The following is a 24,324-nucleotide window of genomic DNA, read 5'->3' on the forward strand; positions in this document are numbered from 1 at the left end:
CTTCCTCCATGGCCCGACCGAGGGCCCGAACGGGCAGCACGGCAGGAAGGCGGGTGACGGCCATGAACAGAACCGCGGAAGAACGCCAGCGCGAGATCGTGCTGGCCGCCCGGCGCGACGGATCGGTCGACGTCACCGCCCTCGCCGCCGCACTGGGCGTGGCCAAGGAAACGGTACGGCGGGACCTGCGCGTCCTGGAGGACCACGGCCTGCTCCGCCGCACCCACGGCGGCGCCTACCCCGTGGAGAGCGCCGGGTTCGAGACGACGCTCGCCTTCCGCGCCACCAGCCACGTCCCCGAGAAGCGCCGGATCGCCGCCGCCGCGGCCGAGCTGCTCGGGGACGCCGAAACCGTCTTCGTCGACGAGGGCTACACCCCGCAGCTCATCGCCGAGGCACTCCCCCGGGACCGGCCGCTGACCGTGGTCACCGCGTCCCTGCCGGTCGCGGGCGCCCTCGCCGGGACCGACACCGTCTCCGTCCTGCTGCTGGGCGGACGGGTCCGCTCCGGCACCCTCGCCACCGTCGACCACTGGACGACGAAGATGCTGGCCGGCTTCATCGTCGACCTGGCGTACATCGGCGCCAACGGCATCTCCCGCGAGCACGGCCTCACCACCCCCGACCCGGCCGTCAGCGAGGTCAAGGCCCAGGCGATCCGGGCCGCCCGCCGCACGGTGTTCGCGGGCGTGCACACCAAGTTCGGAGCGGTCAGCTTCTGCCGGTTCGCCGAGATCGGCACGCTGGAGACGATCGTGACGAGCACCCTGCTGCCGACGGCCGAAGCCCACCGCTACTCGCTGCTCGGACCGCAGGTCATCCGCGTCTGACCCACCCCCCTTCGTCCCCCACCGGGCACCTCCATGCCCTGCCATGCCCCTTATGTCCCCATACATCCAGGAGCGATCCATGCGAACCCAGAGCCGACGACGGCCTCCGCGAGCCCCGCTCGCCCTGGCCGCCGCAGGGACGCTGCTCGCCCCGCTGCTCTCCGGCTGCTGGGTCGGGGCGGGCGGGGCCGGATCCGGCGGCGACGCCGTCAACGTCCTGATGGTCAACAACCCGCAGATGGTCGAGTTGCAGAAACTGACCCGCGCCCACTTCACCAAGGAGACGGGCATCAAGGTCAACTTCACCGTCCTGCCGGAGAACGACGTCCGCGACAAGATCAGCCAGGACTTCGCCAACCAGGCCGGCCAGTACGACGTCGCCACGCTGTCCAACTACGAGATACCGATCTACGCCCGCAACGGCTGGCTGCACGAGATGAACACCTACGTGGCCAAGGACCCGGGCTACGACGAGCAGGACGTGCTCAAGCCGATGCGCCAGTCCCTCACCGGGGCGGACGGCAAGCTCTACGGCCAGCCCTTCTACGGCGAGTCGTCGTTCCTGATGTACCGCAAGGACGTGTTCGAGAAGCAGGGCCTGACGATGCCCGCCCGCCCCACCTGGCAGCAGGTGGCGGACCTCGCGGCGAAGGCGGACGGCGCCGAGCCCGGCATGAAGGGCATCTGCCTGCGCGGCCTGCCCGGCTGGGGCGAGGTGATGGCCCCCCTGACCACCGTCGTGAACACCTTCGGCGGCACCTGGTTCGACAAGAACTGGAAGGCGCGGCTCGACTCCCCCGCCTTCGTGAAGGCGACGAAGTTCTACGTCGACCTGGTGCGCGAGCACGGCGAGTCCGGCGCGGCCCAGTCCGGTTTCGCCGAGTGCCTGAACAACATGACCCAGGGCAAGGTCGCCATGTGGTACGACGCCACCTCTGCGGCCGGATCCCTGGAGGCGGCGAACTCCCCCGTCAAGGGCAAGGTCGGCTACGCCCCCGCCCCGGTGGAGAAGACGGAGTCCTCCGGCTGGCTCTACACCTGGGCCTGGGGCATCCAGCAGGCCTCCCGCAACCCCGACAACGCCTGGAAGTTCGTCTCCTGGGCGTCCGGCAAGGAGTACGAGCAGCTGGTCGGCGACGAGGTCGGCTGGTCCAACGTCCCGGCCGGCAAGCGGGCCTCGACCTACGCCAACCCCGCCTACCGCAAGGAGGCCGCCGCCTTCCAGGAGATGACCAGGGAGGCCATCGAGCAGGCCCGGCCGGACGACCCCGGGGTGCAGCCGCGGCCCGCGCCCGGCATCCAGTTCGTCGGCATCCCCGAGTTCACCGACCTCGGCACCAAGGTCTCCCAGGAGATCAGCGCGGCCATCGCCGGACGCCAGTCCGTCGAGTCGGCCCTGAGGAAGTCGCAAGCGCTCGCCGAGAAGATCTCCGAGGAGTACGAGGGACGATGACCGCCACGACCACGGCCCCCGTGGCCGCTCCCGAGACGCGCGCCCCGGTCCGCCGCCCCTCCGCCCGGCTGCGCGCCTGGGCGACCCGCGCCCCGCTGCTCCCCGCCCTGATCTTCATGATCGTCGTCACCCAGCTGCCGTTCGTGGCCACGCTGGTGATCTCCTTCTTCGACTGGAACAGCCTCTACCCCGACGCCCGGCGGTTCGCGGGCCTCGCCAACTATCAGGAGGTCCTCACCGACGCCGACCTGCGCCACTCGGTGTGGACGACCGTCCTGCTGACGGTGGCGGTGGTCCTGGCCAGCCTGGTGCTGGGGCTTGTGCTCGCCCTGCTGCTGGACCGCAGGTTCCGCGGCCGGGGCATCGTACGGACGCTGCTGATCGCGCCCTTCCTGGTGGTGCCGGTCGCGGCGGCCCTGCTCTGGAAGCATGTGCTCTACAACCCTGAATACGGCTTGTTCAATGGGTTGTTGCACTATGTGGGCGGCCCACAGCCCGACTGGATCTCGAACACCCCGCTGCTGGCCATCGAGGCCTCGCTCGTCTGGCAGTGGACGCCGTTCATGATGCTGATCCTGCTCGCCGGCCTGCAGAGCCGCGACCACGAGCAGATCGAGGCGGCCCGGGTCGACGGCGCGAGCGACTGGCAGATCTTCGTCCATCTCACGCTCCCGCACCTGCGCCGCTACCTCGAACTCGGCGCCCTGCTGGGCTCGATCTACATCGTGCAGAACTTCGACGCGGTCTTCACGATCACGTCCGGCGGCCTCGGCACCGCCAACCTCCCCTACACCGTCTACCAGAGCTTCTACCAGGCCCACGAGAACGGCCTCGCCTCGGCCGCGGGCGTCCTGGTCGTCATCGGCTCGATCGTCATCGCGACCTTCGCCCTGCGCGTGGTGTCGTCCCTGTTCCGCGAGGAGGTGTCCCGCGCATGAGCGTCGTACGCCGTAACGGTCCGGTCCTGCTGGCCTGGCTGGCCGGGATCGTGTTCTTCCTGCCCATCGCGTGGATGGCGCTGACGTCCTTCCACTCGGAGACGGACGCGGCGACCAACCCGCCGTCCTTCGCGGCCGCCCTGACCCTGGACGGCTATCGCGAGTTCTTCGGCGCCGGCGGCGGCGCGAGCCCCTGGCCGGCGCTGATCAACTCCACGGTCGCGTCCGTGGCGTCGACCCTGCTGGTCCTGCTGCTCGCCTTCCCCGCGGCCTACGCGCTGTCCATCAACCGCGTCCGCAAGTGGACGGACGTGCTGTTCTTCTTCCTCTCCACGAAGATGCTGCCGGCCGTGGCGGGTCTCCTCCCGATCTACCTCTTCGCCAAGAACGCCGGGATGCTCGACAACATCTGGCTGCTGGTCATCCTCTACACCTCCATGAACCTGCCGATCGCGGTGTGGATGATGCAGTCCTTCCTCGCCGAGATCCCGGTCGCCGTCATCGAGGCGGCCCGGGTGGACGGGGCCCGGTTGCCGACGGTCCTGGCACGGGTGGTGGCCCCGATCGCCCTGCCGGGCATCGCCGCCACGGCGTTGATCTGCTTCATCTTCAGCTGGAACGAACTGCTCTTCGCCCGGGTGCTGACGGGCGTGGTCGCCGAGACCGCCCCCGTCTTCCTGACCGGCTTCATCACCAGCCAGGGCCTGTTCCTGGCGAAGGTGTGCGCCGCGTCGCTCGTCATCTCCCTGCCGGTGCTCGCCGCGGGGTTCGCCGCCCAGGACAAGCTGGTCCAGGGCCTGTCGTTGGGAGCCGTGAAATGAAGGCCGCCGTCATCGAGTCCGTGGGCAGGGCCGTCGTCGCCGAGGTCCCGGACCCGACGCCAGGCCCGCGCGAGGTCGTCGTCGAGGTCGCGGCCTGCGGCCTGTGCGGAACCGATCTCCACATCCTCCAGGGCGAGTTCGCCCCGAAGCTGCCGATCGTGCCGGGGCACGAGTTCGCGGGCGAGGTCGTCGGCGTCGGCACCCAGGTCACGGAGGTGTCGGTCGGCGACCGGGTCGCCGTCGACCCGTCCCTGTACTGCTACGAGTGCCGCTACTGCCGTACGGGCCACAACAACCTCTGCGAACGCTGGGCGGCGATCGGCGTGACGACGGCCGGGGGCGCGGCGCAGTACGCCCTCGCCCCGGTGGCGAACTGCGTGAAGCTCCCCGACCACGTCCGCACGCAGGACGCGGCGCTCGTGGAGCCGCTGTCCTGCGCGGTGCGCGGCTACGACGTGCTCCGCTCCCGCCTCGGCGCGCACGTGCTGATCTACGGCTCCGGCACGATGGGCCTGATGATGCTGGAGCTGGCCAAGCGCACGGGCGCGGCGAGCGTGGACGTCGTCGACGTGAACCCGGCCCGCCTGGAGACGGCCCGCCGCCTCGGCGTCTCGGGGTCGGCCGCCAACCCGGACGAGCTGGACCGCCCGCAGGGCTGGGACCTGGTCGTCGACGCCACCGGCAACGCGGCGGCGATCCAGGACGGCCTGGACCGCGTGGCGAAGGCGGGCACCTTTTTGCAGTTCGGCGTCGCCGACTACGCGACCCGCGTGACGATCGACCCGTACCGCATCTACAACCAGGAGATCACCATCACCGGCTCGATGGCGGTGCTGCACAGCTTCGAGCGGGCGGCGGAGCTCTTCGCGAACGGCGTCCTGGACCCCGGGGTCTTCATCAGCGACCGGATTCCTCTGGAGCGGTATCCGCAGGCGCTGGAGCAGTTCGCGGCGGGGGTGGGGAGGAAGATCGTGGTGGTGCCGCAGCCGTAGCGACCCGGGTGTGCCGCCGGAGCAGCAGGGCGTAGGCCGTGTCCAGAACGGCGGCGCACACCCCCAGCGCCAGCGCGAGCACGCTCCTGGTGTCCTCCACGACGACGATGGTCGCGGCGGCCGTACCGATCCCCTTCGACACAGCGATCGTCAGGGACTGGCCCGCCGCGTTCCCCCGCTGCCCGAGCATGCCGAGAAAGGCCAGCGACATGACCACGTTGCTGAAGAGCGCGGAGTAGGCGTCGACCGGATGGCCGTCGAATTCCCGCGCGACCAGGTAGTTCACCACGAGGCAGCCCGCGAGGAAGGCGACACTCCAGGGAACGAAGTACCTCTCGTCGTACCGGAGTGAGAACTCCGGTCGCCCGTACTTGAAGTACGCGACCAGGATCGCGATGTCGAAGAGGAACCAGACGATGTTGATCGCGATCTGGAGCGCGTACGGGCTGGGTTCCACAAAGGCGTAGGTGAACTCCCAGGTGATGTTCAGCGCCAGGGCCACGAAAGGCATTCCGTAGGTCCGGTCCCTGAATCCCCGCAAAATGATGGCGACATAGGCGGTCGTCCAGGCGATTCCGGCGACAAGGGACAGTGCGGTGGCCGTCATGTGCCGTGTTCCCCTCCTCGGCGAGTCATGGATGGGTCAGCGGTCGCGATAGGCCGCGCGCAACGCCATGGCGGCGAATTCCCGCTGCCAGACCGGGGCCAGTGAGGATGCCCGGACCGCCGCGCAGGCTTCCTCGGTCAACCGCTCGATCCGCCGCTCCACTTCCGCCGCCCCGCCGTTCGCCGCCATGCGTCCGCGCAGCGCCGCGGCGTCCCAGCCGTGCCCGGCGCTCTTCCCAGTGCGTTCGCTGTCGTCGGCCACGCCGATGAGGTCGTCGCGCAGTTGGAATGCCTCACCCAGTTTCTCACCGTACGTCTCGAAAGCCGGGGCGAGATCGGACCGGCCGGCCACGGCCGCGCCTATTTCGAGGGGGCGGCGAACGGTATAGCTCCCGGACTTCCACACGGCGATCCAGCGGGCGAGTTCCGGGGTCACCTCGCCTCTGACCGCCGTGTCCACATCCAGGTATTCACCGACGATCAGCTCTATGCGCAGTTCGTCCCAGATGGGTTTCACCTCCGGCGGCAGACCCGCCATGAGGCGGTCGGCGTAGGCGAGCGCCAGATCTCCGGCGAGTACGGCGACACTCTCGCCGAAGCGCCGGGGTTCGCCGTTCCAGCCCTGCGCCCGGTGCTCCTCGGCATGGCGTGCGTGAGCCGTCGGGAGACCGCGGCGGAGCCGGGCGCCGTCGGCGACGTCGTCGTGGAGCAGGGCGCAGGTGTGCAGGAACTCCAGGGCCGCGGCGGCGTCGACGATCTCCGGGGCGTCGGGGGTGCCGCCCGCCGCGAGGTAGCCGCTCACGCAGAACAGGGGCCTCAGGCGTTTTCCGCCCGCTCTGATGAGGGAGGCCACCTCGCCGACGGGCACCACGGCGCGCTCCCCGTGCGCCGACCAGCGGTTCAGCTCCTCCTTGAGGACTCCTGCCAGGCGTTCCTCGACCGCGGCGAGCAGGCCGGACCGGACCGAGGACACGGACGTGGGATCCACGGGCGTCATCCCCTCACCACGCGAACGACGACGGGCAGGAACAGCTGGAACAGGAAGAGCAGGCCGAGTTCGGCGAACCAGCAGAACCGCTGGCTGCGTACCAGCAGCACGGGCCGGAAGGCGACGAGCCAGGACATGACGGCTCCGATGCCGAGGCAGAGGACGGCCAGGGTCCGCAGCGGCGTCCCGAGACCGGGAATGTCTCCCCCGCCGTCCAGCAGGCCCACCCCCGCGTACAGCACGATCCACGGCACCGTGTAGCCGGCCACGCCGATGGCGTGCACCCCCCGCGTCGGGATCTTCATGGCGAGCGAACTGCCGCCGACGTGCGCGTCGCCCGCCAGGTCCTTGATGTCCTTGAGCGGGATCACGAACAGGTGGTGGAGGAAGCAGACCAGGCCCACGAGCAGGATCACGCCCTTGCCCGCGCCGGCCGATGCGTAGAGCGACGTGCAGCTCAGCACGGCCAGCACACCGCACACCGTCGAGGTGACGAGGGTCAGCGGCCCGAGCAGCCACTGCCGTCCGAACCGCACGCCGGGGAAGGAGTACAGCAGGGAGAACAGCAGGTGCAGGGCGAACATGACGGCGCCGAACGCGGGCGGGGCGAGCGCGAGCGCGCACAGCACGGAGCCCGCGAAGCAGCTCGCGACCACGGCCCACCCCTGGGCGATCGAGACCCTGCCGGAGGGGAACGGCCGCTCCGGGTGGTTGATCCGGTCCGCCTCCACGTCGTTGATGTCGTTCAGAACGCTGCAGAAGCCCTGGGCGAACAGGCCGAAGAGCCCGACCGCGATCACGTCGGACACCGCCGGCGACGCGTCGACGGCCCATTCACCGAAGAGGTACAGCGCCAGCGCCTGAAGAACGATCATCACCGTGATTTCCCAGCGGCAGATGATCGTGCTGACCATGCTCACAATTTCGGCAGAACGAGCATGCCGACCATTCCCAGGTCGTGGAACACGGCACCCGGATATTTTCGCGCTTGCGCCCGCCACAGGCCGCGCGGAAACGTGTAGTCCGCGGTATAGCGCTGGAGATCCTTGAACGCCGGCTCCTCGGGCAGCCGGTACAGGCCCATGGACCGTACGACGCCCCGGACCGGGGGAAGCTTGCGCACCTTCGCGTGGGCCAGGCACAGACGCAGGAAACTCCCGGCGAGCATTCCGGGAGAGACGCTGCCCACGGGGGCCCGGCTACTGGTCAGCACTTCCACGGCGATGACTCGCCCGCCGGGTTCGGCGAGGTCGTGCAGGCGCCTGAGGTAGTCGGACGGATTCCCCATGTAATCGGCCACGAAGCTACTGGCGACCACCTGTGCGGGCCGCAGCCGGGCAGCCGCTTCGAGAAAGTCGTCCTGCACGACATCGAGGCGCGCGCCGGGCCTTCGATCCAGCAGCGGGGCGAGCCGGCGGCGGCACTCCTCGGCCGCGTCGGATATCTCCACGACGGTCACTTCGCGCAGGGCGGGCCGCTTGTGCAGCACCCGCCGCATCCACAGTCCGGTGGCCGCCCCGACTTCCAGGATGCTGGACGCGTCCCGGGGAACGTAGTGGGCCATCAACGACCCGAGATAGGCGTCGTTACCGCCGATCCTGTCCGTGAAGTAACCCTGTTCGTTCAGGGTGTTGTACGCATGGGCAATTCGTGCTCTGCGTGAGGCATGCCGCTCCGGTAAGGCCACCGATTCCCCCTGATATTCGGTTCAGGCCAGGGCTGTGCTGGTTCAGCCTGCACGAGGCGACGATGGCGGCGCAAGACAGGTGCCGTCCGTTCCTCTCCGGCGACGGCCGCCCGATTGGCGGTGCGGTAAGGGAACGGTAAAGCGGTGCCGGTCGTTCACCTGGCATGACAGCTATGACCCCCGGCTCGAACATCCCCCTCTCCGCCGCCCGCGTGACGGTGGACGTCGCCGCGCCCGTGCGGCTCGACGTATCGGGCCTGCTGCTCACCGCCGACGGCAAGGTGCGCTCCGACGACGACTTCATCTTCTACAACCAGCCGTCGGGCCCCGGCGTGGCGTACCGCTCGGGCGGCGGCTCCGCACCCGACGCGATCACGGTCGACACGGCCGCGCTCCCCCCGGGCATCGAGAAGATCGTCGTCACGGCCAGCCCGGACGCCGCGGGCCAGACCTTCCAGGGCATCGAGCCGACGGCCACGATCCGCAACGCGGACGACAGCTCCGTCCTGGCCACGTTCACGCCCCCGCAGCTCGGCAGCGAGACGGCCCTGGTGATCGTGGAGATCTACCTGCGCAACGGCCAGTGGAAGGCCCGCGCCGTCGGCCAGGGCTACGCCAACGGCCTCGCCGGCATCGCCACGGACTTCGGTGTGACGGTGGAGGAACCGGCCGCCGCCCCGGCCCAGCCGATGAGCCCGCCGCCGGCCCCGGTGCAGCCGCCCGTCGCTCCCGTGCAGCCGCCGGCCCCGCCCGTCGCCACGCCCGCCGCACCCCCTGCCGCCCCGGCCACGCCCCCGCCGCCCGCGCCCGGCGCCGGGAAGATCAACCTCGACAAGGGCCGCGTCAGCCTCCAGAAGAACCAGACCGTGTCGCTCATCAAGGGCGGCCGGCCCCTGCTCTCCCAGGTCAAGATGGGCCTCGGCTGGGAGCCGGCGTACCGCGGCAAGGACATCGACCTGGACGCCTCGGTCATCGCCTACGGGCCGCAGCGCAACCACATCGACAGCTGCTACTTCGGCAAGCTGCAGATCATCGGCGGCGCGATCCGGCACTCCGGCGACAACCTCACGGGCGAGGGCGGCGGTGACGACGAGGTCATCACGGTCGACCTCGGCCGCCTCCCCCAGGAGGTCACCGGCCTGGTCTTCACGGTGAACTCCTTCTCCGGCCAGAAGTTCACGGAGGTCGCCAAGGCGTACTGCCGCCTCCTGGACGGCACGACCGGTGAGGAACTGGTCCGCTTCGACCTCACCAGCGCCGAGGCGCAGACCGGCGTGATGATGGCGAAGCTGATCCGCCAGTTCTCCGGCGAGTGGGACATGACGGCCCTGGGCGACTTCGTGAAGTCCCGCACGGTGAGGGGCATGGTCAAGCCGGCAGCCCAGGCACTCTGACCGCACCCGCACGCCCCAGGGAACGCCCCCGGCCCAGGTCCGCGCCCGCCGCGCCCACCTGCCGGGGGCACCCCGCGCCCGCGCCTGTATCGGAGACACCGTGCCGCTCGCCTGCCGGGGGCACCGTATCGCCCACCTGCCGGGCACCCCGCCGCCCGCCTCCCGGGGGATGCCCTGCCTCCCACCTGCCAGACAGACCGTCCCGCCCACCTCCCGGAAGCACCCCGCCACCCACCTGCCAGACGCACCGTCCGACCCGCCTCCCGGAAGCACCGTGCTGCCCGCCCGCCGGGTGGCACCCCACCGCCCCTCCCGTCGCCTTCCCCCCGCCCGGCGGGTCAGTGAGCGCGAGCCCTCGGCTCCAACCCCTCCAGCAGCAGGCCGAGATACCGGCGGATGTGCCGGCCCTCCCCGTCCGCCAGCTCCGACGCCGTCGCCACGCCGTGGGTCAGTCGCAGGACGTCGATCGGCTCCACGTCCCGCCGCAGCGTGCCCTCCTCCTGGGCCGCACGGACCAGCCGCCCGGCCGCGCTCCGCACCGAGTCGCCGCAGGCCGTGGCCACGGCCGAGTCGCCCTCGGTGACGGCCGGGCCGAGGAGCGCCTTCAGGCCGCGCATCCGGATCATGCCGACGCCGAGTTCGTACAGCCACTCCCCCAGCGCCTCACCCGGCGGCCGTTCGGCCGCCAGCGTGTCGGCCCGCGCCACGAGCGCCTCGATCCGGTCGAGGTAGGCCGCCTCCAGCAGCGCCTGCCGCGTCGGGAAGTGCCGGTACAGCGTGCCCGAGCCCACCCCCGCACGCTTGGCGATGTCGTCGAGCGACGCGCTCTCCCCGTGCTCGGCGAACGCCTCCACGGCCACCTTCAGCAACCGCTCGTGGTTGCGCCGAGCATCCGCCCGCATGGGCCTGACCTGCGCCACGCAGCCACTCCTCATAAGCCGGGGACCCTCTCCGCACCTTACCGACACGGAGCCCCTGAAGCCCGCCCTCACATCTTCATGGCCCCGGCCGCGAGGTCCCGCAGGAAGTGCCGCGCCCCGATCAGGAACACCACGATCAGCGGGATGACGCTCATCAGCGCACCGGCCATCACCAGCGCGTAGTCGGCGTTGTAGAGGACGTTCAGGTTCGCCAGGGCCACCTGGAGCGTGACCTTCTCGGGGTCGATCATCACGACCAGGGGCCAGATGTAGTCGTTCCAGAGGCCGATGAACGTGAAGATGCCGAGGAAGGCCAGGGCCGGGCGGAACAGCGGCAGGGCGACCGTCCAGTACAGGCGGAAGAAGCCGGCACCGTCGATGCGCCCGGCGTCCAGCAGTTCGTCCGGCAGGGAGTTCTGGGCGTACTGCCGCATCCAGAAGATGCCGAAGGCGTTTGCCGCGCCGGGGATGATCAGCGCCTTCAGCGAGCCCGCCCAGCCGAACTCCGCGATGGTGACGAACTGCGGCACCAGGGAGAGCTGGGCCGGAATCATGTACGTGACCAGCAGCGTCCCGAAGAGGAACTTCTTCCCCGGGAACGCGTACTTGGCGAAGGCGAACGCGGCCAGCGAGTCGAAGAACAGCACGAGCGCGGTGCCGGCCACGGCGACCACGACCGTGTTGAACAGCGAGCCGAAGAAGTCGATGGTGTCGAGCACCCGGCCCATGTTGTCCAGCAGATGCGGCCCGGGCACCAGCTTGGGCGGGTAGCGGTAGATGTCCTCGCTCGTGCCGGAGGCCATGACCACCAGCCAGTAGAAGGGGAACAGCGAGACCAGCACCCCGGCCAGCAGCGCCGCCCGGACACAGATCCGGGAGATCCTGCTGCCGGAGCCGATCGCGAGCCCCGCGTTCCCGGTCGTCCTGTCAGCGGCCATCGCGAGCCCCCTTGCGGCGCAGCAGTGCGGTGACACCGGGCCGGCGGTCGTCGTCGGAGCCGGACACCAGCCGCCAGTTGATGATCGTGAACACGGCGATGATGGCGAAGAGCAGCCAGCCCATCGCGGCGCCGTAGCCGAACTGGTGCTCTTTGAAGGCCTTCTGCCACAGGTAGAGCACGATGGTCATCCCTTCCTGACCGGGCCCGCCCGTGGTTCCGACGTCGGTCGACTGGAAGAGCACCTGGGACTCGGTGAAGATCTGCAGGCCGTTGATGGTGGAGGTGATGGCGGCGAACAGGATCACCGGCCGCAGCTGCGGCACCACGACCCGGAAGAGGGTCTGCCGGCTGTTCGCGCCGTCGACGCGGGCGGCCTCGAAGTGCTCGGTGGGGATGGCCTGGAGGCCCGCCAGGAAGATCAGGGCGTTGTAGCCGACCCACCGCCAGATGATCATGAGGGAGACGGACGACTTGATGCCCCACTCGGAGGAGAGCCAGCCGATGCCGTCGAGCCCGACGGCCCTGAGCACCGCGTTGGCCAGGCCCGCCTGGGCGAAGACCGAGCCGAAGACGATGGTCATGGCGACCATCGAGGTCACGTTGGGGATGAAGTACGCCACCCGGTAGGCGCCGGCGAAGCGGACCTGCGAGTGCAGCAGGAACGCCAGCACGAGCGCCAGGAACAGCATCGGCACCGTCGACAGGAACCAGATCTCGAAGGTGTTGAGCACGGCGTGCCAGAACACCGAGTCCTGGAGCAGCCAGCCGTACTGCTTGAGCCCGACGAAGCGCATGTCCCCGATGCCGTCCCAGTCCTGGAAGGACAGGTACATGGAGAAGACGACGGGGAAGGCGCCGAAGACGGCGAACAGCACGTAGAACGGGGAGATGGCGAGGAGCGGCGGGAGGTACCGTCGGCGTCCGCCGGGCGGGGTGGATCCGGTACGGCGGTCAGGGCGCCGTTCGTCCGCCGCCGGCGCACCGGCCGGATCGAGAACCGTGGCCATGTCAGCTCACCCCCAGCCGGGACAGCGTGGTCTCGGCGGTGTGCACGGCGTCCCGCCAGGCCCGGTCGGGGTTCTTGCCGAGCATCTCCACGTTGGTCAGCTCCTGGAAGAACGGGGTGTTGGCGGTCTCCTCGTAGGGGCTGAAGTAGACGACCGGGGCCTTCTCGGCGGCCGGGCCGAAGACGTCGATGGGCTGCTGACCGCCGAAGAAGGGGTCGGGCGTGTGCATCGCCGGGTCGGCGTAGGCGGCCGGAGTGGTGGGGAACAGGGCCATCTCCTGGTAGCTCTTGAGCTGGTTGGCCGGGCTGAGCAGCCACTTCAGGAAGGCGAAGGCGGCTTCCGGGTCCCGGCAGTAGCGGGTCAGGGTCACGTAGGAGCCGCCGTAGTTGCAGGGGCCGTCGGGCAGGGTGGTCAGCCGCCAGGAGCCGGAGGTCTTCGGCGCGGTGTCCTTCAGGCCGTTGATGGCCCACACCGCCGTGGTCATGGTGGCGACCCGGCCCCCGCTCATGGCCGCGTTGAAGTCGGGTGTGCCATCGGTGATCCGGGCGCTGAGTCCCTGGCGGAGGAGGTCCACGGACAGGTCCCAGGCGCGCCGGACGTGCTGCTGGTCGCCGATGAAGCGGTTGTCGGCGTCCACGAACTGACGGGGGCTCTGGAGCAGGACCTGCTGGAAGACGTTGCCGATGTTGCTGACGAGGTAGGGCCTGCCGGGGCCCTTCGCTCGCAGTGCCCGTCCGGCGGCGATGAACTTCTCCCAGGTGGGCAGCCCGGCGGCGACGTCTTCGGGTTCATGGGGCAGTCCGGCCTTCTCGAAGAGGTCCCGGCGGTAGTAGAGGGCGGTGGGGCCGGCGTCGAGGGGGAAGCCGATCATCCGGCCCGTCGGGGTGAAGCAGGCCTTCCACTTCCAGTCGAGGTACTGGTCGCGGACGGATTCCGCGCCGAGCGTGCGCAGGTCGAGGAACTCGTCCTCGTCGGGGAAGAACGTGGCGAGGTTGTCGTTGTTGACGACCGTCAGGTCGGGGACGTAGGCGCGGGCGGCGAGGCTGGTGCGCACCTTGGAGTCGATGTCGCCGTCCGGGACCTGGGCGCCCTTCACCCGCACGCCCGGCAGGCCCGGCACGCCGCGTGCGGCGGTGGCGAGCAGTTTGTCGCTCAGCGAGCCCTTCCAGTACCAGAGGCTGAGGTGGTCGGTGCCGGCGGAGGCCGACCCCTGCTCGGCGCCGCATCCCGTCAGCGCCAGCAGGCCGGCGCCCGCGCCGCCCAGGGAGGCCCCCAGAAAGCGTCTGCGGGACATCGTTCGGTGTTCCATGGGCGCGCACTCGCTTTCCGGGCAGGCCGCGGCCGGGCACAGCTGTGCCGCGGGCCCGTTCACACGGGGATGGGGGGACGCTTCCGGGATGAGGAAGTGAAGACAACGATGTCGGCGGGCTCTGTGGTCGTGCCGACGGTCGCGCGAGGGGGTTGGCGTGGGGGCCGTGAACGTTCACGTGAGCGTTGCCGTCGAGTATCGGGGCGCCCGAAAACCGGTGTCAAGGGACGTGCGCGGCCGATCTACGGGCCCTGATCCACGGGGGTCAGGCGGACTCGCGGATCACCAGCTCGGGCGTCACCCACGCGTCCGCGCCCCGCAGCGGCTCCTCACCCGCGCGCAGCCGGGCCACCTGCTCCACGGCCAACCACCCCAGGCGCCGCTTGTCGATGTGCAGGGTGGTCAGGGCGGGCTCGACCAGTTCGCCCAGGGAGAGGCCGTCGAAGCCCAGAACGGCCAGGTCGTCCGGGACGCGCCGGCCGTGGCGGCGGGCGGTGCGCATCGCCCCGACGGCGATCAGGTCGTTGAAGCCGAAGACCGCGGTGATGCCGGGCCGCGCCCGAAGCAGCCGTTCCATGCCGGCCTCGCCGCCCGCCACGCTGTGCTCGGGGCACACCACGACCCAGTCCTCGTCGACCGGCAGCCCGAGCCGCCGCACCTGCTCCAGGAAGGCCAGCCTGCGGGGACCGGGGCCGTGCACGCCGTCCAGCATGCCGATCCTGCGATGCCCCGCGCGGTACAAGTGGTTCATGCCCTGCTCGACACCGGTGGCGGCGTCGATGCCGACGGCCGCGAACCGGGTCTGCTGCGGACCACGCTCCAGCAGCACCAGCGGCACGCCCCCGAGGTGCCGGGTGAGCACGTCGTCGGGGTCCTTGAAGTAGCCGACGACCGCGTCCGCCTGGTGGGAGAGCACGTCGAGGGCCTGCCGCTCCCTGCCCTCGTCGATGCGGGAGTCCCACACCACGACCTGCCAGCCGCGCTGCTCGGCCGCCTCCAGCACCCCGGCGGCCACCTCGGGGAAGAACGGGTTGCGCAGGTCCGGGATGACCAGACCCGCCGTCACCGCCCCCTTCTGGACGAGTCCGCGCGCGAACCGGCTCGGCCGGTAGTCCAGGAGCCGCGCCGCCTCCAGGACCCGCTCCTTGGTGGCCGGGTCGATCTCACCCTTGTCGTTGACCGCGCGGGAGACCGTCTGACGTGACACCCCGGCCAGCCGGGCGACGTCATGGATCGTGGCCCGGCGCCGCGCACCGTCGGGCCGCTCGGCACCCGGCTCCGCGCGCTGATTGTCCGTCCACACGCTGAGCACTGTATCCGGCAGCGGAGGCCGTCCGGCAGGGGCAGCCGGGCGGCCCTTCAGCCGTCCAGCTCGGTGAACAGCGTCAGCTGCAGGGCCCCGGGGGCGTCGAGCCGGGAGTTCAGGGAGTTCCAGGGGGTGCGGGTGGGCTCGGCGATCACCTCGGCTCCGGCGGCGGCCAGCCTCGCCGTCGTGGCGGCGGAGTCGTCCACCTGGAAGGCGACCCGGACGTGCCCGGCCACCCGCCGCCCCACCTCGACCTCGTCGATGAACGCGGCGTGATTCGGGTCGGTCAGCTCCAGCGTGGCCCGCCCCGCCTCGAGGATCGTCACCCGCCCGCCCTCGGAGGCGAACGCACCCCGCTCGGCCAGTCCGAGCACGTCCCGGTAGAAGTGCAGCGCGGCGTCGTAGTCGTCCGCCGTCACCACCAGACGGAGTTCACGAACGGCTGGTTCATCGGACATGACGGCTCCTCCGGGCCTCGGGTAACCGCACACAACCCACCGACCGACCGGTTGATTCCCGTCCGGCCGGTCCGGTGCGGTGGGCGGCCGAAAATCCGGAGACAGCCCGAGGCCGGGCACGCTACCGTCCGCCGGCATGGCCCCTTCACTCGAACGTCCCCCCTTTCAGGCAGACGAACGCACCGCGCTCATCGGATGGCTGGACCTGCAACGGCAGATCCTGCGCTGGAAGTGCGAGGGCCTCAGCGAGGCGGACGCGCACCGCTCCGTCATCCCGACGTCGCCGGCGATGACGATGGCCGGGCTGATCAGCCACATGCGCTGGGTCGAGCACACCTGGCTCGAGGTGTTGTTCCTCGGGGGCGACGAGAGGGGCAACCCGTCCTTCGACGAGACGGACGAGGACGCCAACTGGCGCACCGACTCCGTCACTCTGCGGCAGGTGCTCGCGGACTACGAGGCCCAGTGCGCCCGCAGCAACGAGATCGTGGCCGCGGCCTCCCTGGACGACGTCGGCCGCCACCCCGGCTACCGCTCCGGCAAGGCCAACCTGCGCTGGATGCTCATCCACCTCATCGAGGAGACCGGCCGGCACGCCGGGCACGCGGACATCGTGCGGGAGCTGCTGGACGGAACGAAGGGGTACTACTGAGGCCGGAAGTGCCGCCGGGCCGGGTCCGCGAGGCCGGGGCAGCCTGAGGCGGGCGCGGCGTCAGCCGGGGGCCGTGGTCCGCACCGGCCGTGTCGCCGACGCGGCCTGGAACAGCGCGCTGTACGCGTTCAGGGCGGGCTGTCCGCCCAAGTGGGCGTAGAGCACCGTCGCGTCGGGGCCGATCTCGCCCCGGGACACCAGGTCGATCAGCCCGGCCATGGACTTCCCCTCGTACACGGGGTCGGTGACCATCCCCTCCGTGCGGGCCGCGAGCCGCATCGCCGCCAGGGTGGTCTCGTCGGGGATGCCGTACACGCCCGCGTGGTACCGCTCGTCCAGTTCGACGTCGGCCTCGGTCAGCTCGCGTTCGACGCCGATGAGCCGCCCGGTGCCGTGCGCGATCCGGGCGATCTGGGCCCGGGTGGCGGCCGGTTTCGCGGAGGCGTCGATGCCGAGGACGCGCCGGGGCCGCCCGCCGGCCTGCTCCAGCGCGGCGAACCCGGCGACCGTGCCGGCCTGGGTCGACCCGGTCACCGAGCACACGACGACGGTGTCGAAGAAGACGCCCAGCTCCCGCTCCTGCTCGGCCACCTCGTACGCCCACCCGGCGAAGCCGAGGCCGCCGAGCGGATGGTCGGAGGCCCCGGCCGGGATGGCGTAGGGCTTCCCGCCCGCCTCCTCGACCTCCCGGAGCGCCTGCTCCCAGCTCTCCTTGAACCCGATCCCGAACCCGGCGCGCACCAGCCGTACGTCGGCCCCGGCGAGCCGGCTGATCAGGATGTTGCCGACCTTGTCGTACACGGCGTCGGGCCAGTCCACCCAACTCTCCTGCACGAGCACGCACTTGAGCCCGGCCCGGGCGGCGACCGCCGCGACCTGGCGGGTGTGGTTGGACTGCACCCCGCCGATCGACACGAGCGTGTCACAGCCCTGGGCGAGCGCGTCGGCGACCAGGTACTCCAGCTTGCGCGTCTTGTTCCCGCCGTAGGCGACACCGGAGTTGCAGTCCTCGCGCTTGGCCCAGAGGGAGGCGCCGCCGAGGTGCGCGGTCAGCCGTTCCAGGGGGTGGACGGGCGAGGGCCCGAAGAGCAGCGGGTAACGCGCATACGAGGAAAGGGACATGGGTCCTCCCTGGGGCTCGGGGGTTCGCTGGTCCGGGGACTCGCAGGCCCCGGGGTTCGCCGGGCCGGGACTCGCCGGGCCGGGGTTCACTGGTCCTGGGATTCGCCGGACCTGGAGTTCGCCGGACCCTGCGTTCGTCTCAGTCGGCAAGCGCTTCGAGCCCCCGCCAGATCTCCGCCGTGACGCGGACCGCCTCGGCCGCGTCACCCCCGGCGCAGGCCTCGATCAGCCGCTCGTGCAGGCCGGCCGAGCGGCAGCTGCCGCCCTCGCCGAAGCGCCGGCGCTCCAGGCGGCGGATGAGCGGGGTGTAGCGGGCGACGGTCGCGGCGGCCGCCCGGTTGCCGCTCACCCGGACGAGGACGTCGTGCAGTTCGTCGTCCGCGCGCAGGGCCGTGTCCACGTCCCCGGCTCCCACGGCCGCGGCCAACCGCTCGTTCGCGGCGCGCATCGCCGCGATGTCCGCGGCGGACAGCCGGGGCACGGCGACCCGCGTGGCGAGTTCGTGCATGGCGCCGACCACGGCGGCGGCGTCCCGGACGTCGGCGGCCACGAGCGGGGTCACCCGGGTGTAGCTCTGCGGCTTGCTGGGAAAACCGATCAATAGCCACTCGTTCGGGTGACTGGACCCCTTACCGGCGTTGCCGCTTCCAGGGGCCGGTGATGGCCACCAGGATGCCCGGGTCCTGGATGTTGGCGTAAAGGGTCCTGCCGTCGGGCGAGAAGGTGACGCCGGCGAACTCGCTGTATTCCGGCTCCTCCTCGGTACCGATGTTCAGGTCGTTGCGGGCGATCGGGTAGGTGCGGCCGCTGTCGGTGGCGCCGAAGAGGTGGGAGACGCCCTCGCCGTCCTCGGCGAGGACGATGCCGCCGTACGGGGAGACGGTGATGTTGTCGGGGCCGTCGAACGCGCCGTCCTTCGACGGGTCGGGGTTCACGCCGAGCAGCACCTTCAGGGTCAGCGTCCGGCGCCTGGGGTCGTAGAACCAGACCTGGCCGTCGTGCTGTACGGGGCTCTCCTCACGGGCGTACGAGGAGACGATGTAGGCGCCGCCGTCGCCCCACCACATGCCCTCCAGCTTGCGGGCGCGGGTGACCTCGCCGTCGCCGAACTGCTTGCGCACCGGGGTCGTCCGGGCGTCGCGGTCGGGCACGTCCACCCAGTCGACGCCGTAGACGGTGCCGGTCTTCGTGGCGCGGGACAGGTCGTCGACGAACCGGCCGCCGGAGTCGTAGCACTTGGGCGCCTGGAGGACTCCGGCGTCGTCGGCGAGTTCGCGGAACTTCCCGGGGCCGTACGCAAAGCCCTTGGGCGGGGTCCAGCGATAGAAGAGGCCGTTGGGCTCGTCGTCGTCCTCGGTGAGGTAGGCGTGGCCGCGCCTGGGGTCGATGACGACGGCCTCGTGGTCGTAGCGGCCGAAGAACTTCAGCGGCTTGGGGTGGCGGTTGGCGCGCCGGTCGACGGGGTCGACCTCGAAGACGTAGCCGTGGTCCTTGGTCATGCCGTTGGTGCCGGCCCGGTCGGAGTTCTCCTCGCAGGTGAGCCAGGTGCCCCACGGAGTGGCGCCGCCCGCGCAGTTGGTGGAGGTGCCGGCGATGCCGACCCACTCGGCGACGCGCCCGTCGGGGCGCACCTCGACGACCGTGCAGCCGCCGGACGCGGCCGGGTCGTAGACGAGGCCCTCGGTGAGCGGCACCGGGTGCTTCCAGTTGGCGCGGGGGCCCTTCAGCTCGTGGTTGTTGACGAGCAGGGTGGTACCGCGTGGGCCGTCGAAGGCGGCGGTGCCGTCGTGGTTGGACGGCGTGAACTCGCCCGACTCCAGCCTGGTCCGGCCGCTGTAGGTGAGGATCTTGTACGTGAACCCGGCGGGCAGGGCCAGGATCCCCGCGGGGTCCGGGACGAGCGGCCCGTAGCCGACCCCGTGCCCGGCGTCCGCCGCGCCCTCCGCGCTGTCGGTGTCGTAGGACGCGAGGGCGTTCGGTGCGGTGGCGAGGGCACCGACACTGCCCGCCAGCGCGACACCGGCACCGGTGATCGCGGAGGTTCTGGCGAAGTCCCTGCGGGTGAGCGACATGGATGTCTCCTGTGACGGGGGATGCCGTGGAGGGTGGCGGACCTCGTTCGGCGACACCGTCCCGCTCACATGTGAACACCGGTTGAACAACCCCTCAGGGGCGCGGGGAACTGCGCGACAAGCCACGACGAACCCGCGCCCGTCGGACGGGATCAACCACCCTGTTGGGACCGCGCCTTGAACGCCGCCTTCCGCGCTTCCTTCGCCACCTTCTTGTCCGGATGCAACCGCCCCATCGCCTCCAGCACATCGGCGGTCGCGGGATGGTCGACCCGCCAGACAGCCTCGAAGAACCCGCCGTGCTGCCGCGCAAGCCCCTCGACCAAGGCCCGCAGCTCCTCGGAATTGCCCTCCGCCGCCAGTTGCGCGGCCACCGTGTCGATGGTCAGCCAGTAGACCATCGCCTCCGACGGCGCAGGCACGTCCACCGCACCGTGCTCGGTGAGCCAGACACGGGCGAGGCCCCCCAGCTCGGCGTCGTCGAGCACCTCCCGCAACGCCGGCTCGGCCGAGGCGCCCACCAGCGACAGGGCCTGCTGGCACCGCAGCCGCCGCAGCGGAGCCCCGGCGTCGGAGCCCCGGGCCGCCGCCAGCAACTCCCGCGCCGCGGTCAGCGATTCCCGCCGCTGGAGCCACTGCTCGGTCTCGGCCTGCGCAGCCGCCGGCGGGAACGCGGCCGTGCCGTCGAGCAGTGCGTCGGCCCCCTTGTCCGCGAGGTCGCCGACGGCCGGCGCCTCGAATCCGGCCTCCAGCAGCCGGGCGCGCATCCCGTACAGGCCGAGCGGGGTGAGCCGGACCATGCCGTAGCGGGAGACGTCGGTGTCGTCGACGGGCGCCGCGGGCTCCTCGTCGGCATCGGCCATGAGCGCCTCGTCGACGGGCCGGTAGGCCACGAGCCCCACCGGCTCCAGCATCCGGAACTGGTCGTCCAGCCGCATCATCGCGTCGGAGACCTGCTCCAGGACGTCGTTGGTGGGCTCGCCCATGTCGCTGGGCACGATCACCGAGGCGGCGAGCGCCGGCAGCGGCACGGGGGCGTCGCCGGGTGTGTCCTCGCCGGCGGTCAGCAGGTAGAGGTTGCCGAGCACGCCGTCGAGGAACTCGGCCTCGGCCTCGGGGTCCCAGTCGAGGGCGGAGAGGTCGACCTCGCCGTCCTCGTCGACGAGGCCGTCCAGGTCGGGCACGCTCGCGTCGGCGAGCACGGTCTCCAGGGCCGCGAGCCACACGGCGAGCACGTCCTGCGGGGAGCCGCCGGTGAGCAGCGCGAGGTCCTCGCCCGCGCGGACGGTGCCCTCCTCCTCGTCGACGACCTCGACGAGCCCGGTGTCCACGGCCACCCGCCACGCCTCGCTGGCGTCGGCGGCGGCGTCGTCCCCGCTCAGCCCGAGCACCTCGGCGGCGGCGGGCAACTGCTCGTCGACGAGCCCGCCCCCGGCGTCGACCCGGGTGTCCGGCCCGGCCCAGCGGGCGAGCCGGGCGGCCCGGGACAGCAACGGCGTGGACAGCGCGTCGCGCGCCAGCTCCGCTTCGGGGTGCAACCGCACCGGCGGCAAGGGGGAGCTGTCTGACATCGGCTGTTTCTCCTAGCGGCGCCTCATACGACTCAGCCGCTCAGCCTAGACGGATTTCCACCCATGCCGCCCACTTCATCTCCCCGTCAGCCGCCGTACATGGCCGAAACCTTGACAAGTGAGGTGAGCAGGCTGGAGATTGACGCGCGTAGAAGTCGGCGGACACTTGTTCACCGGGCCTGCCCCACCACGTGGCCCGTCCGCAGCCGTCTACGCGCGTCACACCGCCCGCCCCACAGGTAGCGGCAGACAGTCCGAGCACCACCCTCGTCCCGGCGCCCTGTCACGTCCCCGGAGGGAATCCCGTTGCCGAGCAAGTCGTCCGCGCGCCTCGCCGCGCTCACCGTCGCCGCCGCGTGCTCCGCGGCATCCACGATCGTCCTCACCACCCCCGCGCACGCGGAATCGGTCCGCGTCCACGACATCCAGGGCAGCACCCGGATATCCCCGTACGCCGGCCGGCAGGTCACGGACGTGACCGGAATCGTCACCGGCGTCCGCACCTACGGCTCGTCCCGCGGCTTCTGGATCCAGGACCCGAACCCGGACGCCGACCCGGCGACCAGCGAGGGCGTCTTCGTCTTCACCAGCTCCACCCCGAAGGGCGTGGCCGTCGGTGACTCCGTCAAGGTCAGCGGCACGGTCTCGGAGTACGTCCCCGGCGGCACCACCTCCGGCAACCAGTCCCTGACGGAGATCACCAAGCCGACGACCACGGTCCTCTCCAGCGGCAACCAGCTCCCCGCCGCCACGACGATCGACGCGAAGTCGGTCCCCGCCGCCTACGCCCCGGCCGGCGACACCGCCGCGAACGGCTCGGTCAACGCCCTCCCCCTCCAGCCCGCGCAGTACGCCCTGGACCACTACGAGTCCCTGGAGGGCATGACCGTCCGGGTCGCCGACACCCGCGTGGTCGGCGCCACCGATCCGTACACCGAACTCTGGGTGACGGTGAAGCCGCACGAGAACCGCAACCGCCGCGGCGGCACGGTCTACGGCTCCTACGACGCCCAGAACACGGGCCGCCTCCAGATCCAGTCCCTCGGCCCGACGGCGGACTTCCCGAAGGCGAACGTCGGCGACACCCTCACGGGCACCACCGCAGGCCCCCTGGACTACAACCAGTTCGGCGGCTACACCCTGGTCGCCGGCGAACTCGGCACGCTGAAGAGCGCCGGCCTGCAGCGCGAGACCACCCGCAAGCAGCGCTCCGCCGAACTGGCCGTCGCGACCTACAACGTCGAGAACCTGGACCCGACGGACGACACGTTCGCCGCCCACGCCGCCGCGATCGTGAACAACCTGCGGTCGCCGGACATCGTGTCCCTGGAGGAGATCCAGGACAACAACGGCGCGAAGAACGACGGCACGGTCGCCGCCGACCAGACCCTCACCAAGCTGATCGACGCGATCGTCGCGGCCGGAGGCCCGCGCTACGACTGGCGCTCGATCGACCCCGCGAACAACACCGACGGCGGCGAGCCGGGCGGCAACATCCGCCAGGCGTTCCTCTTCAACCCGGAGCGCGTCTCCTTCAAGGACAGCCCGGGCGGCGACGCCACGACGGCCACCGGCGTGACGAAGATCCACGGCAAGGCGCACCTGACGCTCAGCCCCGGCCGCATCGCCCCCGCCGACGAGGCCTGGAAGAACAGCCGCAAGCCCCTGGCCGGCGAGTTCGTCTTCCGCGGCCGCTCGGTCTTCGTGATCGCCAACCACTTCAACTCCAAGGGCGGCGACCAGGGCCTGACTTCCCAGTACCAGCCGCCGTCCCGCAGCTCCGAGACCCAGCGCCACCAGCAGGCCACGCTGGTGAACGCCTTCGTCAAGGACATCCTGGACACCCAGAAGAACGCGGACGTCATCACGCTCGGCGACATCAACGACTTCGAGTTCTCCCAGACCACGAAACTCCTCGAAGGCCGGGGCGAACTGTGGTCCGCGATCAAGTCGCTGCCCCGCAACGAGCGTTACTCGTACGTCTACCAGGGCAACAGCCAGGTCCTCGACCAGATCCTGATCAGCCCGTCGATCCGCCGCGACTGCGACTTCGAGTACGACAGCGTGCACGTCAACGCGGAGTTCAACGACCAGATCAGCGACCACGACCCGCAGGTCCTGCGGTTCCGCCCGTAGCACGACGAGGGCCGGCCGGACACCGCGTCCGGCCGGCCCACCCCTCAGGGCACCAGCCCGAGCACGTGGTCGTACCGCCTGACCGAACCGTTCTCCAGCAGCCCGGGCCAGTTCTGCACCCGCTTCCACAGCTCGGTCGCCGAGCCGACACCGTCGCCCGGCGCGGCCAGGGCGTCGATGTGCGCCTGGGCGCTCTCCCACTCGGCGTAGTTGAGCACCCGGGTGCCGTCCGTACTGAGGTGGAAGTGGGCGGAGATACCGCCGGGATGCGGTTCCGGCTCGCTCTCCAGCGCCTCGAACACCGCGTCGACCCAGGCGCGCTGCCGGTCCGGGTCGGGCCCGTCGAACCGGACGTCGACGATCACCACACACCCCGGAACGGGCGCCGCGCCCTCACGCGCGCCGCTGCGGTAGTGCCGGTACCGCACGAGTTCCACCCGCTCGATCCCGGGCACGGCGGTGTCGATCTCGTCGACGCGCTCCTGCCGATGGCTCTTCACGAACGCCTCGTACGCCGGCTCGCTCCGCCACTGCGAGTAGTGCAGCAAGGTGTCCCCGTCGTGCCCGGCGTACACGTGGTACCCCAGCAGGTCTCCGGTCGGCCAGGGCCGTCGCTCCCAGGCCCGCGCGATCGCGTCCACGGCCTGCCGCTGCCGCTCCGGGGTCCCGACCCGCCAGGTACTGAAGAAGGGAGCACCGATGCGAGGGTCGGTGAGATCGGGATGCTGTTCGGTCCGCCGGGCCATGGAACACTCCAGTCGTGTACGCCGATTGCGACACCCCTCACCCTTCAACCTCGACCGAACTTGAGGTCAAGCGGGGTTCCACGACTCGGCGCGCTGCACTGAGGCGGGGTGGGTCCGCAGCCCGGCGTAGCGGGGTACCTCCCCCAAGCTCTCGGCTTCGCTCGAGCAGGGGGGACCCCCACGCCCACCCGTGCCGCCCTCAGCGGCACGCATGCCCGCAGCTAAGGCAGCCAGCAGGCGGGAGCCACGACGCACCCGCACCCGCCGTACGGCGCAAGGGGCCGTGTCGGGGGGTGTCCGCCCGCAGCGGTTGGCGCGTCAACGAACGGTTAGTCGGTTCGCAAGTCGATCGCGCCGTTCCGAGGACGGACACCCC

The 24,324-nt window shown here is 70.9% G+C and carries 22 protein-coding genes and 1 pseudogene; 8 read left to right on the top strand and 15 right to left on the bottom strand.

The genetic code is table 11. The annotated features are described in order from the left end of the window. Window positions 1-62 precede the first annotated feature (62 nt). The 5 genes from ABZ386_RS35255 (at window position 63) to ABZ386_RS35275 (ending at window position 5,034) form a co-directional block, all read left to right on the top strand. Window positions 63-830, top strand: coding sequence for a DeoR/GlpR family DNA-binding transcription regulator (locus ABZ386_RS35255; protein WP_358967658.1), 768 nt, complete (start codon window positions 63-65; stop codon window positions 828-830). A 79-nt stretch (window positions 831-909) separates the two neighbouring features. Then, on the top strand, window positions 910-2,283 hold the full coding sequence (locus tag ABZ386_RS35260) for a sugar ABC transporter substrate-binding protein (protein WP_358967661.1): 1,374 nt from the start codon (window positions 910-912) through the stop codon (window positions 2,281-2,283). Next, window positions 2,280-3,221, top strand: a complete 942-nt coding sequence (locus ABZ386_RS35265) for a sugar ABC transporter permease (RefSeq protein ID WP_358967664.1) — start codon at window positions 2,280-2,282, stop codon at window positions 3,219-3,221. Before ABZ386_RS35260 ends, ABZ386_RS35265 begins: the two co-directional genes overlap by 4 nt. Further along, window positions 3,218-4,042, top strand: coding sequence for a carbohydrate ABC transporter permease (locus ABZ386_RS35270; protein WP_351346834.1), 825 nt, complete (start codon window positions 3,218-3,220; stop codon window positions 4,040-4,042). Before ABZ386_RS35265 ends, ABZ386_RS35270 begins: the two co-directional genes overlap by 4 nt. Beyond that, on the top strand, window positions 4,039-5,034 hold the full coding sequence (locus ABZ386_RS35275; RefSeq protein ID WP_358967667.1) for a zinc-dependent alcohol dehydrogenase family protein: 996 nt from the start codon (window positions 4,039-4,041) through the stop codon (window positions 5,032-5,034). The genes ABZ386_RS35270 and ABZ386_RS35275 overlap by 4 nt, the downstream gene beginning before the upstream one ends. Here ABZ386_RS35275 and ABZ386_RS35280 read toward each other — a convergent pair. From ABZ386_RS35280 to ABZ386_RS35295, 4 genes are read right to left on the bottom strand one after another with little or no spacing between them, the layout of a single operon-like run. Beyond that, window positions 4,940-5,641 carry a hypothetical protein gene (locus ABZ386_RS35280; protein ID WP_351346838.1) on the bottom strand — a complete coding sequence of 234 codons (702 nt, stop codon included), beginning with the start codon at window positions 5,639-5,641 and terminating at the stop codon, window positions 4,940-4,942. The two genes, ABZ386_RS35275 and ABZ386_RS35280, sit on opposite strands and share 95 nt — an antisense overlap. Window positions 5,642-5,677: 36 nt before the next feature. After that, window positions 5,678-6,628 carry a polyprenyl synthetase family protein gene (locus ABZ386_RS35285; protein WP_356504075.1) on the bottom strand — a complete coding sequence of 317 codons (951 nt, stop codon included), beginning with the start codon at window positions 6,626-6,628 and terminating at the stop codon, window positions 5,678-5,680. Window positions 6,629-6,633: 5 nt separating this feature from the next. Continuing rightward, complete coding sequence (locus tag ABZ386_RS35290; RefSeq protein ID WP_358967670.1) at window positions 6,634-7,542, bottom strand: UbiA family prenyltransferase; 909 nt, start codon at window positions 7,540-7,542, stop codon at window positions 6,634-6,636. Window positions 7,543-7,544: 2 nt separating this feature from the next. After that, window positions 7,545-8,315 carry a class I SAM-dependent methyltransferase gene (locus ABZ386_RS35295; protein WP_351346844.1) on the bottom strand — a complete coding sequence of 257 codons (771 nt, stop codon included), beginning with the start codon at window positions 8,313-8,315 and terminating at the stop codon, window positions 7,545-7,547. A 173-nt stretch (window positions 8,316-8,488) separates the two neighbouring features. Here ABZ386_RS35295 and ABZ386_RS35300 point away from each other — a divergent pair, with 173 nt between their 5' ends. Beyond that, a complete protein-coding gene (locus ABZ386_RS35300; protein WP_351346846.1) occupies window positions 8,489-9,709 on the top strand; it encodes a TerD family protein in 1,221 nt (406 codons plus the stop codon). 338 nt (window positions 9,710-10,047) lie between these two features. Here the strand turns inward: ABZ386_RS35300 and ABZ386_RS35305 are convergent, their stop codons facing one another. The 6 genes from ABZ386_RS35305 to ABZ386_RS35330 form a co-directional block, all read right to left on the bottom strand. Beyond that, the gene (locus ABZ386_RS35305) at window positions 10,048-10,629 is read right to left on the bottom strand and encodes a helix-turn-helix domain-containing protein (RefSeq protein ID WP_351346847.1); all 582 of its coding nucleotides are present in this window, start codon (window positions 10,627-10,629) and stop codon (window positions 10,048-10,050) included. A 68-nt stretch (window positions 10,630-10,697) separates the two neighbouring features. Then, a complete protein-coding gene (locus ABZ386_RS35310) occupies window positions 10,698-11,567 on the bottom strand; it encodes a carbohydrate ABC transporter permease (RefSeq protein WP_358967673.1) in 870 nt (289 codons plus the stop codon). After that, the gene (locus ABZ386_RS35315) at window positions 11,557-12,576 is read right to left on the bottom strand and encodes a sugar ABC transporter permease (RefSeq protein WP_351346851.1); all 1,020 of its coding nucleotides are present in this window, start codon (window positions 12,574-12,576) and stop codon (window positions 11,557-11,559) included. The genes ABZ386_RS35310 and ABZ386_RS35315 overlap by 11 nt, the downstream gene beginning before the upstream one ends. Window position 12,577: 1 nt before the next feature. Then, entirely contained in the window at window positions 12,578-13,870 is a 1,293-nt protein-coding gene (locus ABZ386_RS35320; RefSeq protein WP_358967676.1) for an extracellular solute-binding protein, read from the bottom strand. 280 nt (window positions 13,871-14,150) lie between these two features. After that, a complete protein-coding gene (locus tag ABZ386_RS35325; protein WP_355722971.1) occupies window positions 14,151-15,188 on the bottom strand; it encodes a LacI family DNA-binding transcriptional regulator in 1,038 nt (345 codons plus the stop codon). A 56-nt stretch (window positions 15,189-15,244) separates the two neighbouring features. Next, window positions 15,245-15,649 carry a VOC family protein gene (locus ABZ386_RS35330; RefSeq protein WP_351346857.1) on the bottom strand — a complete coding sequence of 135 codons (405 nt, stop codon included), beginning with the start codon at window positions 15,647-15,649 and terminating at the stop codon, window positions 15,245-15,247. A 136-nt stretch (window positions 15,650-15,785) separates the two neighbouring features. On the opposite strand from ABZ386_RS35330, the gene ABZ386_RS35335 reads away from it, so the two are divergent. After that, on the top strand, window positions 15,786-16,301 hold the full coding sequence (locus ABZ386_RS35335) for a DinB family protein (protein WP_351346859.1): 516 nt from the start codon (window positions 15,786-15,788) through the stop codon (window positions 16,299-16,301). Between the two features lie 60 nt (window positions 16,302-16,361). Here ABZ386_RS35335 and ABZ386_RS35340 read toward each other — a convergent pair whose 3' ends face one another. The 4 genes and pseudogenes from ABZ386_RS35340 to ABZ386_RS35355 all read right to left on the bottom strand — a co-directional run bounded on the left by ABZ386_RS35340 (window position 16,362) and on the right by ABZ386_RS35355 (window position 21,066). Next, entirely contained in the window at window positions 16,362-17,423 is a 1,062-nt protein-coding gene (locus ABZ386_RS35340; RefSeq protein ID WP_358967679.1) for a 1-aminocyclopropane-1-carboxylate deaminase, read from the bottom strand. 139 nt (window positions 17,424-17,562) lie between these two features. Further along, window positions 17,563-18,009, bottom strand: a pseudogene (locus ABZ386_RS35345) (FCD domain-containing protein); the annotation flags it as partial. Between the two features lie 43 nt (window positions 18,010-18,052). Next, a complete protein-coding gene (locus ABZ386_RS35350; RefSeq protein ID WP_351346861.1) occupies window positions 18,053-19,495 on the bottom strand; it encodes an alkaline phosphatase PhoX in 1,443 nt (480 codons plus the stop codon). Window positions 19,496-19,647: 152 nt separating this feature from the next. Beyond that, entirely contained in the window at window positions 19,648-21,066 is a 1,419-nt protein-coding gene (locus ABZ386_RS35355) for a hypothetical protein (protein ID WP_351346863.1), read from the bottom strand. A 306-nt stretch (window positions 21,067-21,372) separates the two neighbouring features. On the opposite strand from ABZ386_RS35355, the gene ABZ386_RS35360 reads away from it, so the two are divergent. Then, window positions 21,373-23,202 carry an endonuclease/exonuclease/phosphatase family protein gene (locus tag ABZ386_RS35360; RefSeq protein WP_358967682.1) on the top strand — a complete coding sequence of 610 codons (1,830 nt, stop codon included), beginning with the start codon at window positions 21,373-21,375 and terminating at the stop codon, window positions 23,200-23,202. Between the two features lie 44 nt (window positions 23,203-23,246). Here ABZ386_RS35360 and ABZ386_RS35365 read toward each other — a convergent pair whose 3' ends face one another. Beyond that, window positions 23,247-23,948, bottom strand: coding sequence for an antibiotic biosynthesis monooxygenase (locus ABZ386_RS35365; RefSeq protein WP_351346867.1), 702 nt, complete (start codon window positions 23,946-23,948; stop codon window positions 23,247-23,249). Window positions 23,949-24,324: the final 376 nt, after the last annotated feature.

This window comes from Streptomyces sp. NPDC006140 (assembly GCF_040628815.1).
Classification (GTDB): Bacteria; Actinomycetota; Actinomycetes; order Streptomycetales; family Streptomycetaceae; genus Streptomyces.